Source organism: Microbacterium sp. I2, from assembly GCF_051364985.1.
Classification (GTDB): domain Bacteria; phylum Actinomycetota; class Actinomycetes; order Actinomycetales; family Microbacteriaceae; genus Microbacterium.
The window spans coordinates 100,399-115,557 of the sequence record NZ_JBLWIH010000022.1 but is presented as its reverse complement, the minus strand read 5'-3'; the positions used below and the strand labels follow the sequence as shown (position 1 = coordinate 115,557).

The following is a 15,159-nucleotide window of genomic DNA, read 5'->3' as shown; positions in this document are numbered from 1 at the left end:
TCCAGAAGCGGGTGATGACGGATGCCGCAGCCCCGGGCCTCACGCGGAGACTCGGGGCCGCGGCATCCGTCAGGTGTCAGTTGTTGTTCTCTTCGTACCGTTGGCGGGCCTCATTGACGATGTCGATGTAGGCGCCCATGTTGAGCCCTTCGAGCTCGGCCACGTACGCGTCCCACTCGTCCAGCGAGCGCTGGCCGAGGATGAACTGCGCGGTGTTCTGCCACACGTGGTCCTTCAGGGCCGACTGGTACAGCGAGACCTGCTCGCGCTCCACCTCGCTGAGCGGGGCGGGCGGCGGCAGTTCGAGCACCTCCTTGGTCGACATCTTGTCGAGGAACTCCAGCGTCTCGTCGCGCAGCATCGACCGGTCGAGCTCGAGTGTCGAGCCGTGGGCCAGCGTCCACACGCCGTTGGAGAAGCCGTAGTCGGCCTGTAGGTTCTCGGGTGCGCCGGGGTTCAGTCCCATCGCGGTGATGTTCTCGTTGAGCGTGCGCTTGCCCGAGTCGTCCTTCTCGTAGGTCTCACCCTCGACACCCCACTTGGCGAACTCGAGGCCCTCGTCGGAGTAGTACAGCCAGTCCAGGAACTGCAGCAGCGCCAGGAAGTTCTCGGACTCGGCGACCTCGCTCGAGAGCATGAAGCCGCTGATGAGGCGCTGGCCGTACTGGAAGTTGTCGCCGGCGGGCCCGGCCGGCACCCGGATCATGGCCATCTCGGCATCGGTGCCGAGCTCCTCGACCGTCGTACGGTAGCGGACGATCTCCTGGTCGTTCGTGCCGATCGACAGAGCCTGCCCCGAAGCGAACTTCTGGATCGCCTGGTCGTCGTCCTGCGTCACCGCCTCGGGGTCGAGCAGCCCTTCCTCGACGAGCGAGGCGTAGAACTCGATCAGGTCGCGGTACTCGTCGGTCGCACCGGTGTACTCGAACTCACCGTCCTTATGGGTGAGCCCCTCGCCGAAGCCCCATCCGGCCTGCGTCCCGAAGTTGGGAGCCACGAAGGTGAGTGTGCCCTCGAGCGGGCCGTTGGCCGACCAGCGGTCCGTCATGGGGTAGAGGTCGGGGTAGGCCTCCTTGACCGTGCGCAGCTGCTCGCGGAACTCATCGAACGTCTCGGGCTCGAGGCTGAGGCCGAGCTCTTCCCAGATGTCGCTGCGCACCGCGAACGAGTACTCGGCGCGAGGCTCTTCGCGGAAACCGGGGAACAGGTAGAACTTGCCGTCTTCCTGGCGGAGCTGGTCGAGGTCGGCCTCCATGTCCCACTTCTCGACCTTGTCCATGAAGTTGGGCATGTATTGCACGAAGTCGCTCGCCGGCAGGATCGCGCCGCCCGAGACGAACGACACCTCCTGGCCCGGGTAGGTGACCGAGATGATGTCGGGCGCGTCGCCGGCGCCGATGACGAGCGACTTGCGCTGGTCCCACTCCGACAGCGGAGCGCTGACGAAGTCGAAGGTCACCTTCTGGTTCGCCTCCAGCTCCTGCAGCATCAGCCAGTCCTCGTCGAGGGGATAGTTCGGGTGATCGCGGTAGAAGAGTCCGAACTCGACGGGCTCCGTGGCGGTGAACGTGTCGCCGACCCCGTAGTCCTCCATCGCGCCGACGTCCTTGCCGGTGAAGTCGAACTCCGTCGCCTCGCCTTCGGTCTCTCCGCTCGGAGAGTCGCAGCCGCTGAGGACGAGGGCGCCCGCCGCGAGCAGCGCACCGGCGAGCATCACGCCGCGTCGCGTGCGGCCGATCGCTCGGATCTGCTGTGCCATCAGATTTCCTTTCTTAGGGGGGTCGAGAGGGTGCGTCCCGGGGGCCGGCCGGTCACTGCTTGACCGAGCCGAGCATCACGCCGGAGACGAAGTACTTCTGGATGAAGGGGTAGAGGCAGATGATCGGCAGCACCGTGAGGAGCATCGTGACCGCCTTGACGTTCGAGGCGACCTGCGCCGAGTCGCCCGATCCGCTCCCGGCGCCGAGCGCCTCTGTGCCGGTGGCTGCCGCCAGCAGATTCCTCAGATACACCGTCACCGGGTACAGCTGCGCGTCGTCCATATAGAGGAACGCCGCGAACCAGGAGTTCCAGAACGAGACCGCGTAGAAGAGCACCATCGTCGCGATCACCGCCTTGCTCAGCGGCAGCACGATCTTCCACAGGATGCCGTACGTGGTCAGACCGTCGATCGCGGCCGCCTCTTCGAGGTCCGTCGGGAAGTTCTCGAAGAACGCCTTCATCACCAGCAGGTTGAACACGCTGATCGCGTTCGGGATGACGATCGCCCAGATGGTGTTCTTGAAGCCGAGCGTGTTGATCAGGATGTAGTTGGGGATCAGCCCGCCGTTGAAGAACATCGTGAAGACCGCGACCCCGATGAAGAAGGCCCGCCCCTTGAGGTGCCGCTTCGACAGCGCGTAGGCGAAGGTCGTGGTCAGCACCATCGCGATCGCGGTCGCCACGACCGTGTAGACGACGGTGTTGCCGTAGTTGCGCCAGAACAGCGGGTCGCCCATCACGTAGCTGAACGTCGTGACGTTGAAGCCCTGCGGGATCAGGTTGACCTGGCCCGAGCGGATGTACGCCTCGGAGCTGAACGCCTGCGCGACCACGTTGAGGAACGGATAGAGCGTGACGAAGCAGATCACCACGATGAGCGCCGCATTGATCGCGCGGAACACCGTGTAGCTGCGGGAGTCTCGGATGCCGCCCTGCATCGCGGGCCGGAAGATGCGGTCCGCAGCCTTCCGGGGAACGGTGCGCATGCTCTCGGTCACCACAGGCTCGTCCCCACGACTCGGCGCGAGATCGCGTTCGCGCTCAGGATCAGGGTCAGGCCGATGACCGCCTCGAAGAGGCCGATCGCGGTCGCGTAGGAGAAGTTGCTGGAGATGATGCCCACCCGGTAGAGGTATGTCGAGATGACGTCGGCGGTCGGATACAGGAGCGGGTTGTACAGCAGCAGGATCTTCTCGAACCCGACCGCCATGAACGTCCCGATGTTGAGGATCAGCAGCACGACCATCGTGGGACGGATGCCGGGAAGCGTGACGTGCCAGATCTGCCGCCATCTGCTGGCGCCGTCGATGCGCGCCGCCTCGTAGAGCTGCGGGTCGATCGTGGTGAGCGCGGCGAGATAGAGGATCGTGCCCCAGCCGACGGTCTGCCAGATCTCGGAGCTCACGTAGATCGTGGGGAACCACTGCGGCAGCTGCATGAACGGGATGGCCTCGCCGCCGAAGGACTCGATCCCCTGATTGATCGAGCCGCGCAGAGCGGTCAGCTGCAGGACCATGCCCGCGACGATCACGATCGACATGAAGTGCGGCAGGTACGAGATCGACTGCACGAGGCGCTTGAAGCGGTACGAGCGCAGCTCGTTGAACATCAGCGCCAGGATGATCGGCAGCGGGAAGACGATCACGAGCGCGAGACCGCCCAGCACCAGGGTGTTGGTGAACGCCCGCCAGAACGTCGGGTCGTTGATGAAGAGCTCCACGTACCGCAGGCCGACCCACTCGTCGCCGAACATGCTGCCGCCCGGCCGGAACCGGCGGAACGCGATCACGTTGCCGGCCATCGGGACGTAGCGGAAGATCAGGAGGAAGACCAGCGGCAGGATGAGCAGGGTGTAGAGCCGCCAGTCACGGCGAAGCGCCTTACGCCAGGTCAGCTTGGTCGTCGACCGCTCTCTGAGCGGGCGCCGCGGCCGGCGGCCGCCGGGCCCCGCCCGCCGCTCCTCGTCCTTTTCCGTGCGCAGTTCCACCGCCTCTGCGGTGACGACGCTGTTGTCGATGGACATGCGCTCCCTTGCGTTCTGATGCCTCTGATCCGGCTCGATTTTGGCGCCGAAACTTTCGCCTCGGCCCTCGATACGGGTTGACGCTAACTCGCCGTTGCGCGAATGTCAACGTTTTCATTGTATCGTTTGAGGCGGTGCGACGCCCACCCATGACGGCGGCGGGCATGACGGCATCGAACGGATGGTGAACTGCGTGGCCCGCTTCGACCTCGCCCCCGCGGCGCTCGAGACGTACCGCCCCGACGTCGACGAGCCCTCGGATTTCGACGCGTTCTGGCAGTCGACGATCGCCGGCGCGCGTGAGGTCGACAGCGCCGTCGGGCGCGTCCCCGAGCGTTCCCCGCTTGCGCTCGTCGACGTGGACGACGTCACGTTCCCGGGCTTCGCCGGCGACCCGGTCCGCGCCTGGCTGGTCCTGCCGCGGCACGTGCCGCGGCCGCTGCCCGCGGTGGTCGAATTCGTCGGATACGGCCGTGGCCGCGGGCTCGCGCTGGAGCGCCTGCACTGGCCTGCCGCGGGCTTCGCACAGCTCATCGTCGACACGCGAGGTCAGGGCGGTCAGTGGGGAACCGGTGGCGACACCCCCGACCCGCACGGTGCCGGGCCGGCGGCATCCGGATTCCTCACCCGCGGCATCGAGGACCCCGCCGCGTACTACTACCGTCGGGTGTTCACCGATGCCGTCCGCGCCGTGGACGCGATCCGCTCGTTCCCCGAGGTGGACCCCGACCGGGTGGCCGTCACCGGCAACAGTCAGGGCGGGGCGATCGCGATCGCCGCTGCAGGGCTGTCGCAGGGGCTCATCGGCGCCCTGCCCTCCGCCCCGATCCTGTGTCACGTGCGCCGCGGAATCGGCCTGACCGACGCCGATCCCCACTCCGAAGTGACGCGGTACCTCTCCGTGCATCGCGGCGCGGAGCGGCAGGTCTTCGAGACCCTGTCGTACTTCGACGGGGTCAACTTCGCCAAGCGCGCGACCGTACCCGCCCTGTTCGGCGCCGGGCACATGGACACGATCTCGCCGCCGTCGACCGTGTACGCCGCGGCCAACCACTGGGCGGGCGGCGCCGAGACGGCCGCCTATCCGTGGAACGGTCACGAAGGCGGCGAAGGCCGCCACCAGCTGCGGCAGCTGGAGTGGCTCACCGATCGCGCACAGGGAACGGTGCCGTCGTGAGCCTGCAGACCCTTCCTCGCCTGACACGCGCCGAGCTGACCCGCGCCGGACACGCGGCTGCTGCACCGCCGGTACGCATCGTGCACCTCGGGGCCGGCGCCTTCCACCGGTCCCACCAGGCCTGGTTCACCGCCCACGCGACGGATGCCGCGGACTGGGGCATCGCGGCGTTCACCGGCCGGCGCGACACGGTCGCGCGGCAGCTCGGCCCCCAGGACGGTCTGTTCACCCTCGTCGAACGGGGTCCCGGCACCGACCGCTTCGAGGTGATCCCGGCGATCGCCGAGGTGCGGCCGGCCTCGGACGCCGCCCGGTTCACGGCTCTCATGACCGCCGCCGCGACGGCGGTGGTCACACTCACCGTCACCGAGGCCGGCTACCACCAGCGCGCCGACGGAGCGCTGGATCTGCAGCATCCGGCCGTCCTCGACGACATCCGCGCCCTGCGCGGCGACCACCTCGCCGACACGCGCACGCCGACGGGCCGGCTGCTGGCGGGCCTGTCCGCACGAGCACGCGCCGGGGCGCCGCCGCTGACCGTCGTGCCGTGCGACAACGTGCCGGCCAACGGCGAGCGCCTGCGGGGCGCGATCCTCGCCCTTGCGCAGCACACCGGTCACGAAGGAGCGGTCGCGGGCACGGCGTTCGTCACGACGAGCGTCGACCGCATCACGCCCCACACGACCGACGAGGATCGTCGCGCCGTCGCCGACGCGACCGGCTGGCGCGACGAGGGCGTCGTCGTCGCCGAGCCCTTCGCCGACTGGACGCTGTGCGGAGACTTCGCCGGCGAGCGGCCGGCATGGGAGAGCGCCGGCGCGCGGTTCGTCCCCGACATCGAGCCGTACGAGCGACGCAAGCTGCTGCTGCTCAACGGCGGACACCTCGTCCTGGCGTTCGGGGGGCTGCTGCGGGGGCACGCGACCGTCGCCCAGGCGATGGCCGACGACCGGTGCCGCCGCGACCTCGACACGTTCTGGGACGAAGCCGCCCGCGCCGCCGGGTCGGTCGACACGCGCGACTATCGCGCTGCCCTCGTGCGCCGCTTCGAGAACGGCCGAATCGAGCACCGCCTGACGCAGATCGCCGTCGACACCGTGACGAAGATCCGCATGCGCATCCTGCCGGTCCTCGCCCACGAGCGCGCTGAGGGCAGGCCGGGTTCCGGGGCGATGGCGGTCGTGCGCGCGTGGGGCGACAGCATCCGTTCCGCCCGCATCGACGGCGAGACGGATGCCGCAGCCGCGCTGGCACGGCTGCTCGACGGCGCCGACCCCGCCCTCGCAGCCGACATCGGCACGGCGGCCTTCCACCCCTGACAGCGACGAGCCGGCGACCGATCCGCCGGCGCCCGACAACCGAGGAGAGCGATGCACATCGACAAGGCGGAAGTGATCGTCACGAGCCCGGACCGCAACTTCGTGACGCTCAGACTGACGACCGACGACGGAGTGACGGGGCTGGGCGATGCGACGCTCAACGGCCGCGAGCTCGCGGTCGTGTCGTACCTGCGCGACCACGTGGTGCCCCTGCTGATCGGGCGCGATGCCCACCGCATCGAGGACACCTGGCAGTTCCTCTACCGCAGCGCCTACTGGCGGCGCGGGCCGGTCACGATGGCCGCGATCGCCGCGGTCGACATGGCGCTGTGGGACATCAAGGGCAAGGCGGCCGGCATGCCGGTGTACCAGCTGCTCGGCGGCGCGTCCCGCAACGGCCTGCTCGCCTACGGGCATGCGTCGGGCCGTGATCTTCCCGAGTTGTTCGACAGCATCCGGTCGCACCAGGAGCAGGGCTACCGCGCCATCCGGGTGCAGACCGGGGTGCCGGGTCTGGCCTCGATCTACGGCATCGCGTCGAACGCGACCTACGAGGCCAACGCCGGCGTGCGGTACGACCACGAGCCCGCCCAGCGCGGCGCGCGTCCGGCCGAGGAGGACTGGGACACCCGGTCGTACCTGCGCCACGTCCCGACGGTGTTCGAGGCGGTGCGCGGCGAGTTCGGCCCCGAGATCCCGCTGCTGCACGACGCCCATCACCGGCTGACGCCGATCCAGGCCGCGCAGCTGGGCAAGTCGCTCGAGCCGTTCGACCTGTTCTGGCTCGAAGACGTCACACCGGCCGAGAACCAGGAAGCCCTGCGGCTGGTACGCCAGCACACCACCACGCCGCTGGCCATCGGCGAGATCTTCAACACGGTGTGGGACTACCAGCAGATCATCCGCGAGCAGCTCATCGACTACGTCCGCTCCGCCGTCACCCACACCGGCGGAATCTCGCACCTCAAGAAGGTGCTCGATTACGCGTCGCAGTATCAGATCAAGTCCGGTATGCACGGGCCGACCGACATCTCACCGGTGGGGATGGCCGCCGCCATGCACCTGGGGCTGTCGATCCACAACTTCGGCATCCAGGAGTACATGAAGCACGGCGCCAAGACGGATCAGGTGTTCCAGCAGTCCTTCACCTGGCAGGACGGATTCCTCCACCCCGGCCACCAGCCGGGCCTGGGGGTCGAGCTGAACACGGACGAAGCCGATCGGTACCCCTACGTGCAGGCGTATCTGCCGTACAACCGGCTCGCTGACGGCACGGTGCACGATTGGTGATCACGCGCTACGACCTCCGATAGTTTCGAGGATCTAGGATCGGCTCCATGGCAGACGGACAGCGGATCACGCTCGCCGAGATCGCGGCAGAGGCGGGCGTCTCGCTCGCGACGATGTCGAAGGTGCTCAACGGCCGCACCGACGTCGCCCCCGCGACGCGCGCACGTCTCGAGGAGCACCTCGCGCGCCACGGGTACAAGCGGCGCAACGTGGCGCAGCGCAGCGATTTCGTCGAGCTCGTCTTCCACGAGCTCGAGCCGAGCTGGTCGATGGAGGTCATCGAGGGCGTCGAAGAGGTCGCGCACGCCGCGGGACTGTCGGTCGTGCTCACGGTGAGCGGCGACCGCCACGCGCCCTCGGCGGACTGGATCGACGGCGTCCTGCGCCGGCGGCCGGTCGGCGTCGTGCTGGTGTTCTCCGACATCGAGCCGCGCTATCGCGAGAAGCTGCGTTCGCGCGGAATCCCCTTCGTCATCGTGGACCCGGCCGGCGACCCGTCGCCGGATGTGCCCTCGGTCGGGTCGGCGAACTGGTCGGGCGGGCTGATGGCCACACGCCACCTCATCGAGCTCGGCCACCGGCGGATCGCGGCCATCACCGGCCCCGAAGACATGATGTGCTCGCTCGCCCGCGTCGACGGTTACCGCTCGGCGATGAACGCCGCGGGGCTGCCGATCGATCCCGCGCTCATCCGCTTCGGCGACTTCCACCCGGGCGGCGGCGAGCATCGCGCGCGCGAGCTGCTGGCGCTCGCGGACCCGCCGACGGCGATCTTCGCCGGCAGTGACCTGCAGGCGCTCGGCGCCATCGCGGCCGGCGCCGCGGCGGGCCTGCGCGTACCCGACGACCTCTCGGTGGTCGGGTACGACGACATCGCTCTCTCTCGCTGGATGAGCCCGCAGCTGACGACGATCCATCAGCCGCTTCGGCGTATGGGCGAAGAAGCCACGCGGCTCGCGCTGCGCCTCGCCGACGGTGCGACCGTCGACACGCTGCGCATGGACCTCGCGACGCATCTGGTGGTGCGCGGCAGCACCGCTCCGCTCGCCTGAGACCTCGGCACTCCGTGGGGACCCGCGGTCGCAGCATCCGTCGCCGGATCAGGTGATCTCGCCGACGTAGGACGGTTTCGCCGCGAACCACCTACGCACGCGAAATCACCTGATCCCAGGTCACCGACAGAACCCGCGCCGCCGCAGCAGCATCGCCTCGAAAGTTGCGGCTGAGTTTTCGTAACATTTCCGCAACCGAGCGCTCCACGCGGGCGCTAGCGGGATTAGTTGCGAGCACCACAAATGGAGCGCAAGGAGCGCGTTGTGACTCGAGGCCGTACCCGTCTGTCTCTGACCGTTGTAGCCGCCACGGCCGCCCTGCTGGCCGGACCCCTTCTTCCTGCCGCCGCGATCGCGGCCGAGCCGATCGTCGTCCTCTCGAGCGACTTCGAGACGTCGGCAGATCCCTGGACGGGCCGTGGAGCGACCATCGCGACGACGGATGCCGCAGCTCACAGTGGCACTCAGAGTCTCGCGATCACGGGCCGCACCAGCAACTGGAACGGCGCGGCGGACGGCGGACTGTTCCAGCCCGGGTCGAGTACACGGTGTCGGCGCGGGTGCGCCTGCTCGACCCGGCGGGGGCCGCGACGGGAGTGAACCGCGGCATCAACCAGCCGGGCGCGGCGAACGAGTACCCGTGGGTGGGGTCGCGGCCCCCGGGACGAAGGGCCGGGCGGCGCTCTCCATGAGAGTGCGCGGACACCGGCCCTTCGTCGGTGCGGCGATTCAGGGCTCGGGGGTGACGATGACCTCGGCGTGCAGCGCCCGGTCGAACCCGACGTGGCGGGGCTCTCCGGTGATCCGCACCGAACGGGTCGCGACGATGTCGGCGCTGGAACGTCCGAAGCCGAGCACGATCTCGCCCGGCTCCACCACGCGGCGCCCGTCGGGTCCGGTGAAGGCGGCGAGATCCGCCGGAACCCGGAACGACACGCGCACCCGTTCGCCGGCCTCGAGCGGCACGCGCGCGTACGCGACGAGCCGCTGCACCGGGCGCACGACCGACGCGACGGGGTCGTGCAGGTACAGCTGCACGACTTCGACACCGGCCCGGTCGCTCGCGTTGCCGACATGGATCGACACCGTGACCGAGCCGTCGGTGGGCAGCTCCGTGACCGATGCGACGGGATCGGACCACACCGACAGTGCATAGCCGAGACCGTGGCCGAACGCGTACGCCGGCGACGGATCGATGTTCGATACCCCATTCGGCCGCGCCAGGGTCGAGGCGAGGTACGTCGAGGGCTGTGCGCCCGGGTCTCGGGGCACGCTCACCGGCAGCCGGCCGCTCGGGTTGACGCGGCCGCTCAGCACACCGGCGATCGCGCCGGTGCCCTCCTCCCCCGCGAAGAACGTCTGCACGATGGCGGCGGCGCGCTCGGGTGCCGAGCCGAGCGCGTACGGGCGGCCGGCCAGCAGGGTCACCACCGTCGACGTGCCCGTGGCCAGTGCACTGTCGAGCACGGCGTCGAGCAGGGCCTGCTGCGCGCCGGGCAGCGTGAGGTCGGCTGCATCGCAGCCCTCGCCACTCGTGCCGCGGCCGAACAGTCCCGCACGGTCGCCGAGGGCCAGCACCACGACATCCGCGTCGCGGACCGCGGCGAGCGCCTCGTCGAAGCCGTCCGTCTCGCCGCCGTCGATCGTCGTCCCGGCGGCGTGCACGATCTCGGCGTGCGGGAACTCGGCCGCGAGCGCCTCGCGCAGGGTGGGCAGCGAGATGCCGATGGGGAACTCCGGATGCCGCACGCCCACGTGCGACGGGAACGAATAGCATCCCAGCACGGCGTACGGGTCGTCGGCGACGGGGCCGACGACGGCGATGCGGGCGGCGGGAGCGAGCGGCAGCACGCCGTCGTTGCGGAGCAGGACGACCGCTTCTTCGGCGATGCGGCGTGCCAGCACGCGGTTGGCCGGCGGATCGAGGTCCACGCGCCCGCGGACCCCGTCGGCTGACGGGTCGGGAATGTCCGCGAGCGCGTCGGGCACCGGCGACCAGTCGGGATCGAGCAGGCCGAGCTCGGCCTTCTGGCGCAGCACGCGGCGCAGCGCCCGGTCCACGAGCGTCTCGTCGACCTCGCCGGCCTCGACCGCGCGCACGAACTCGGAGCCGAAGGTCTTCACCGTGGGCAGTTCGACGTCGATGCCCGCCGCGAGGGCTGCGGCCGCGGCATCCGTCCACGTCTCGGCGACGCCGTGCAGCTGCCGCAGGAAGGCGATCGCGAAGTAGTCGGCGACGACCGTGCCCTCGAAGCCCCACTCGTCGCGGAGCAGCGCGGTCAGCAGACGGGCGTCGGCGGCGGTCGGGATGCCGTCCAGGTCGGTGTACGAGTTCATCACCGATCGCACGCCGCTCTCGCGGATCGCCATCTCGAACGGCGGCAGCAGCACGTCGGCGAGCTCTCGCGGACCGACCGACACCGGCGCGAGATTGCGCCCGCCCTTGGAGGCGGAGTAGCCGACGAAGTGCTTGAGCGTCGCCACGACGCCCGTCGACTCGACACCCTGGATGTACGCGGTGGCGACGGTGCCCACGAGGTACGGGTCCTCGCCGATCGTCTCTTCCACCCGGCCCCACCGCGCGTCGCGCACGACGTCGAGCACCGGGGCGAGCCCCTGATGCACCCCGACCGAGCGCATGTCGGAACCGATCCGCTCGCCCATCTCGCGCACCAGCGCGGGGTCGAATGTGGCACCCCAGCTGAGCGGCACCGGGTAGGCCGTGGCGCTCCACGTCGCGAAGCCCGCGAGGCACTCCTCGTGCGCGAGGGCCGGGATGCCGAATCGGTTCGCGGCCACGATCCGCTGCTGCGCACGCTGCAGCGACAGCGCGCCCGTCGCCGGATCGACCGGCGCCGTGCCGAACGGACGGGTCAGCTGGCCGAGGCCCGACGGCAGGATCGCGTCGAGGTCGATGTGGTCGTCCATGTCGTGCTGATGCGGCGCGACGTCCTCGCCATCGTCGGATGCCCCGACCCACACGCCGTACAGCTGCGCGACCTTCTCGGCCACCGTCATCTCGGCCACGAGCGCGTCGACGCGCTCGTCGACGGGCAGCGCCGTGTCGTTCCACGGACCGCTCATGCCTGGGCCCCCGCGCCGGGAGGCTCCGGGCGACGCGCCAGCGGCGCCTGGAGGGGGCGTGGGGATCGTCGTGGCCTGATCGTTCAGGGTCATCCCTTCACCGCTCCTGTCAGTCCGCCCACGATGCGCTTCTCTGCAAGGAGGAAGAACGCCAGCGCAGGGATCATCGCCAATGAGGTGTAGGCCAGGATCGCACCGGTGTTTTGCGAGTACTGGCTGGAGAACTGCGTCACCCCGAGCGGCAGCGGCCACAGCTCCTGCGGGAGGCTGCCGGTGCTGATCACGAGCAGCGGGAGAAGGTAGCCGTTCCAGCTGGCGACGAACGCCAGGATGCCGACGGTGATGAGACCGGGCTTGGACAGCGGCAGCATGATGCGCCAGAAGAACCCGATGCGCGTGGCACCGTCGATCATCGCCGCCTCCTCGAGCTCGGCGGGGATCGCACGCAGGAATGGCACCAGGATGATGATCGTGGTGGGCAGCGCGAACGCGATGCCCGGGATGACCACGCCCAGATACGTTCCGTGCAGGCCGAGCGTACGCAGCAGCAGGGTCAGCGGCAGCGCGGCGACGGTCAGCGGGAACATGAGGCCCGCCGCGAAGAGGGTGTACAGCCCCTGACGCCCGCGGAAGTCGTAGCGTGCCAGCACGAAGGCGGCCATGAGCCCCGCCACGACGACACCGACGGTCGTGGCGACCGCCAGCACGGTACTGGCGAAGACGTTGCCCCAGAAGCGCGGAGCGCCGAGCACCTCGGTCCAGTTCTGCAGCGTCCACGGGTCGGGGAAGCCCGCCGGGTTGGCGTTGAGGTCGGCGGTGGTGCGCAGACCGCCCATGAAGACGTAGAGGACGGGTCCGACGGCGATCGCCGCGACGACGAGCGCCACGAGGTAAACGAACGGCTGGCCCCAGTCGAACCCGCGTCGAACGGGCTGGACGTCGCGCGACTCGGTGCCGCCGGTGACGATGGTGGTGGTGGCCGACATGTCAACGCACCTCTCTCTTGCGGCGGACGCCCGGCTCGCGCCCGCGGCGGGCACCGGCTCCCGTGATCGAACCCGCGAGGTCGCGGCGCAGCGCGAATCGCTGATACACGAGGGCGATGACCAGCGAGATGACGAACAGGATCACGGCGATGGCGCTGCCGTAGCCCGGCTGCCCGGCGAACTGGCCCTGCTGCACCATGTAGGTCGCCATGGACTCGGTGCCGATCCGTCTCACCGCCGGCGAGACGGTGACCCAGATCATGTCGAAGACCTGCAGCGACCCGATGATCGACAGGAAGGCCCAGATGCGGATCGTGGGGCCGAGGAGCGGCAGCGTGATGTACCGCTGGATCTGCCACCAGCTGGCACCGTCGATCGCCGCGGCCTCGGCCAGCTCGTCGGGGACGCCCTGGAGCCCGGCGAGCATGAGCAGGATCGCGAATCCGATGTACTTCCACGTCAGGATGAAGAAGATGGTCCACAGCGCGAGCGTGGGGTCGGCGAGCCAGTTCTGGGCCAGAGCACCGAGGCCGATCGACTCGAGGGTCGCATTGAGCGCGCCGGAGGGCTGCAGGATGAGGCGCCACGACAGACCCGCGATGACCTCGGCGAGCACGTACGGCACGAAGATCAGCAGCCGGAAGACGCTGCGACCGCGCAGGCGCCTGTTCAGCAGCAGCGCGATGGCGATCGCGATGGGGCCCTGCACGAGCAGCGACATGAACAGGATGAAGAACGTGTTGCCGATGGCGCGCTGGAACTCGGGTGTCGTCAGCGCGCGCACGTAATTGTCGAGGCCGATGAACCGGTCAGAGTCGGCGAGATGCGACCACTGGAACGCCGGCGGCAGGTTGTAGAGGCTGTAGACCGCCGCGAGGATCACCGGCAGGATGACGAAGCCGAGGAACAGCACGAGGGCGGGAGTGACGAAGAAGAAGATCTCGAGGCGCTTGCGCCCCTCGCCGCGCCGCTTCGGGCGCACGGGTGCAGGGCCCGGGCCCGCGGTGACCGCGGGCCCGGGGGTGGTGAGAGTGGTCATGGCCTACAGAGTCGCTGCCGCGTCCTGCATGCGCTTGACGACGTCTTCGGGCGAACCGTTGCCGGCGAACAGGTTGACGATTCCCTCGTTCATGGCGTTGCCGACGGTGGTGCCGAACGCGGTGTCGAACCAGAGCTGGACGAAGGATGCCTCGGCAAGGCCCGCCGCGACGGCCTGGAGGTTCTCGTCCTCGATCGCGTCCTGTGCCGCGGGCACCGTCGGGATGCCGGAGCCGCTCTCGGCGAAGCGTCGCTGCACGTCTTCGCTCATGATGTACGCGAGCAGGTCGGCGCACTCCGGCGGGGCCTCGGCCGCGCAGCCGAAGCCGTCGCCGCCGCCCAGCGCGGCCGTCGGGTCGCCGGCCGCCCCCTCGATGCCGGGCATCGGGAACCAACCGAGGAACGGCGGAACCTGCTCGTCGGGAGTGAGCCCGCCGATCGTGCCGACGTTCCAGTGACCCATGAGCTCCATGGCCGCCTGGCCGTTGGCGATCATCCCCGCCGAGCTGCCTGCGCCCTCCTGCGGGACCGTGCCCAGGAAGCCGTCCTGGAACGGCTCGAGGCCGATGAACTCCTGCAGCTGCTCGCCGGCCTCGACCCAGCACGGGTCGCTGAAGTCGAACTCGGTCTCTGCCGCCGCGAGCGTCTCGGGGGAGCAGGACTTGAGCGCGAACTGGTACCACCAGTGCGCGGCGGGCCAGCCAGCACCGGCGCCGACTGCGATCGGCACCACGCCGGACTCGCGGAGCGCGCCGACGGCGTCGACGAGCTCATCGAAGGTCTCGGGCACCTCGACGCCGGCCTCGTCGAACATGTCGGTGTTGTACCAGAAGCCCTCGATGCCGAACGTGAAGGGGATGGCGTAGGTCTCGCCGCCGACCTGCCACGGGCCGACGGTGGCGCCGACGCTCTCGATGGTCTCGGGGATGGCATCGTCGAGCGGCATGAGGTAGCCGTTCTCGACCTGGTCGCGCAGTTCGCCGCCCGGCCACACCTGGAAGAGGTCCGGCGGGTCGCCGGCCGCGAGCGCGTTGGGGATGAGGGTGCGCTGCAGCTCCTCGTTCTGGTAGCCGGTCTGCTCGACATTGACGCCCGGGTTGGCCTCCTCGAACTCGGTCGCCACTTCCTCCCAGACATCGGGCAGGGGGCCGTTGGTGGCGTTGTGCCACCACGTGATCGTGACGTCGCCGCCATCGCCGCCGTCGCCGCCGTCGCCTGCGGCGCATCCGGCGAGCGCTCCGGCCGCGATACCTGTGGCGGCGACTGCGGCGAAGACGCGCATCTTGCTGCGTGTGTTCATCTTCGAACCTCTCGAAAGTTTCGACGTCAACGTCGAAAGTGATGTGGACTCGGCAAGAGTACGACGGAACCAGATTTGAGGTCAAGGCCAACAAATACCGATTCGGCAACGGCCCAGCCCCTACAGTGA

General features: G+C 69.4%; 12 protein-coding genes. 5 read left to right on the top strand and 7 right to left on the bottom strand.

Annotated features, from left to right (window positions below; genetic code table 11):
- Positions 1-76 precede the first annotated feature (76 nt).
- The 3 genes from ACLKM7_RS16080 to ACLKM7_RS16070 are packed head-to-tail and all read right to left on the bottom strand — an operon-like array spanning position 77 to position 3,784.
- Complete coding sequence (locus ACLKM7_RS16080; protein WP_436448170.1) at positions 77-1,759, bottom strand: ABC transporter substrate-binding protein; 1,683 nt, start codon at positions 1,757-1,759, stop codon at positions 77-79.
- 52 nt (positions 1,760-1,811) lie between these two features.
- A complete protein-coding gene (locus tag ACLKM7_RS16075; RefSeq protein WP_436448418.1) occupies positions 1,812-2,699 on the bottom strand; it encodes a carbohydrate ABC transporter permease in 888 nt (295 codons plus the stop codon).
- Positions 2,700-2,755: 56 nt separating this feature from the next.
- Positions 2,756-3,784: an ABC transporter permease gene (locus tag ACLKM7_RS16070; RefSeq protein ID WP_436448169.1), complete on the bottom strand. Its 1,029-nt coding sequence runs from the start codon at positions 3,782-3,784 to the stop codon at positions 2,756-2,758.
- Between the two features lie 193 nt (positions 3,785-3,977).
- Here ACLKM7_RS16070 and ACLKM7_RS16065 point away from each other — a divergent pair, with 193 nt between their 5' ends.
- The 5 genes from ACLKM7_RS16065 to ACLKM7_RS16045 all read left to right on the top strand — a co-directional run bounded on the left by ACLKM7_RS16065 (position 3,978) and on the right by ACLKM7_RS16045 (position 9,222).
- Complete coding sequence (locus ACLKM7_RS16065) at positions 3,978-4,961, top strand: acetylxylan esterase (protein ID WP_436448168.1); 984 nt, start codon at positions 3,978-3,980, stop codon at positions 4,959-4,961.
- Positions 4,958-6,280: a mannitol dehydrogenase family protein gene (locus ACLKM7_RS16060; protein WP_436448167.1), complete on the top strand. Its 1,323-nt coding sequence runs from the start codon at positions 4,958-4,960 to the stop codon at positions 6,278-6,280. Before ACLKM7_RS16065 ends, ACLKM7_RS16060 begins: the two co-directional genes overlap by 4 nt.
- 51 nt (positions 6,281-6,331) lie before the next feature.
- Entirely contained in the window at positions 6,332-7,570 is a 1,239-nt protein-coding gene (gene manD, locus ACLKM7_RS16055) for a D-mannonate dehydratase ManD (protein ID WP_436448166.1), read from the top strand.
- A gap of 47 nt (positions 7,571-7,617) precedes the next feature.
- Complete coding sequence (locus tag ACLKM7_RS16050) at positions 7,618-8,622, top strand: LacI family DNA-binding transcriptional regulator (RefSeq protein ID WP_436448165.1); 1,005 nt, start codon at positions 7,618-7,620, stop codon at positions 8,620-8,622.
- A 264-nt stretch (positions 8,623-8,886) separates the two neighbouring features.
- Entirely contained in the window at positions 8,887-9,222 is a 336-nt protein-coding gene (locus ACLKM7_RS16045; protein ID WP_436448164.1) for a carbohydrate binding domain-containing protein, read from the top strand.
- 129 nt (positions 9,223-9,351) lie between these two features.
- Here ACLKM7_RS16045 and ACLKM7_RS16040 read toward each other — a convergent pair whose 3' ends face one another.
- The 4 genes from ACLKM7_RS16040 to ACLKM7_RS16025 all read right to left on the bottom strand — a co-directional run bounded on the left by ACLKM7_RS16040 (position 9,352) and on the right by ACLKM7_RS16025 (position 15,030).
- Positions 9,352-11,706, bottom strand: a complete 2,355-nt coding sequence (locus ACLKM7_RS16040) for a glycoside hydrolase family 3 N-terminal domain-containing protein (protein ID WP_436448163.1) — start codon at positions 11,704-11,706, stop codon at positions 9,352-9,354.
- Between the two features lie 89 nt (positions 11,707-11,795).
- Positions 11,796-12,692 carry a carbohydrate ABC transporter permease gene (locus tag ACLKM7_RS16035; RefSeq protein ID WP_436448162.1) on the bottom strand — a complete coding sequence of 299 codons (897 nt, stop codon included), beginning with the start codon at positions 12,690-12,692 and terminating at the stop codon, positions 11,796-11,798.
- Between the two features lies 1 nt (position 12,693).
- A complete protein-coding gene (locus ACLKM7_RS16030; protein ID WP_436448161.1) occupies positions 12,694-13,731 on the bottom strand; it encodes a carbohydrate ABC transporter permease in 1,038 nt (345 codons plus the stop codon).
- A 3-nt stretch (positions 13,732-13,734) separates the two neighbouring features.
- The gene (locus ACLKM7_RS16025; RefSeq protein WP_436448160.1) at positions 13,735-15,030 is read right to left on the bottom strand and encodes an ABC transporter substrate-binding protein; all 1,296 of its coding nucleotides are present in this window, start codon (positions 15,028-15,030) and stop codon (positions 13,735-13,737) included.
- Positions 15,031-15,159 lie beyond the last annotated feature (129 nt).

Excerpts from the sequence above, each read along its gene's own strand:
- manD (WP_436448166.1), top strand. The coding sequence starts at position 6,332 with ATGCACATCGACAAGGCGGAAGTGATCGTCACGAGCCCGGACCGCAAC.
- ACLKM7_RS16040 (WP_436448163.1), bottom strand. The coding sequence starts at position 11,706 with ATGAGCGGTCCGTGGAACGACACGGCGCTGCCCGTCGACGAGCGCGTC.
- ACLKM7_RS16025 (WP_436448160.1), bottom strand. The coding sequence starts at position 15,030 with ATGAACACACGCAGCAAGATGCGCGTCTTCGCCGCAGTCGCCGCCACA.
- ACLKM7_RS16080 (WP_436448170.1), bottom strand. The coding sequence starts at position 1,759 with ATGGCACAGCAGATCCGAGCGATCGGCCGCACGCGACGCGGCGTGATG.
- ACLKM7_RS16035 (WP_436448162.1), bottom strand. The coding sequence starts at position 12,692 with ATGTCGGCCACCACCACCATCGTCACCGGCGGCACCGAGTCGCGCGAC.
- ACLKM7_RS16050 (WP_436448165.1), top strand. The coding sequence starts at position 7,618 with ATGGCAGACGGACAGCGGATCACGCTCGCCGAGATCGCGGCAGAGGCG.
- ACLKM7_RS16075 (WP_436448418.1), bottom strand. The coding sequence starts at position 2,699 with ATGCAGGGCGGCATCCGAGACTCCCGCAGCTACACGGTGTTCCGCGCG.
- ACLKM7_RS16070 (WP_436448169.1), bottom strand. The coding sequence starts at position 3,784 with ATGTCCATCGACAACAGCGTCGTCACCGCAGAGGCGGTGGAACTGCGC.
- ACLKM7_RS16030 (WP_436448161.1), bottom strand. The coding sequence starts at position 13,731 with ATGACCACTCTCACCACCCCCGGGCCCGCGGTCACCGCGGGCCCGGGC.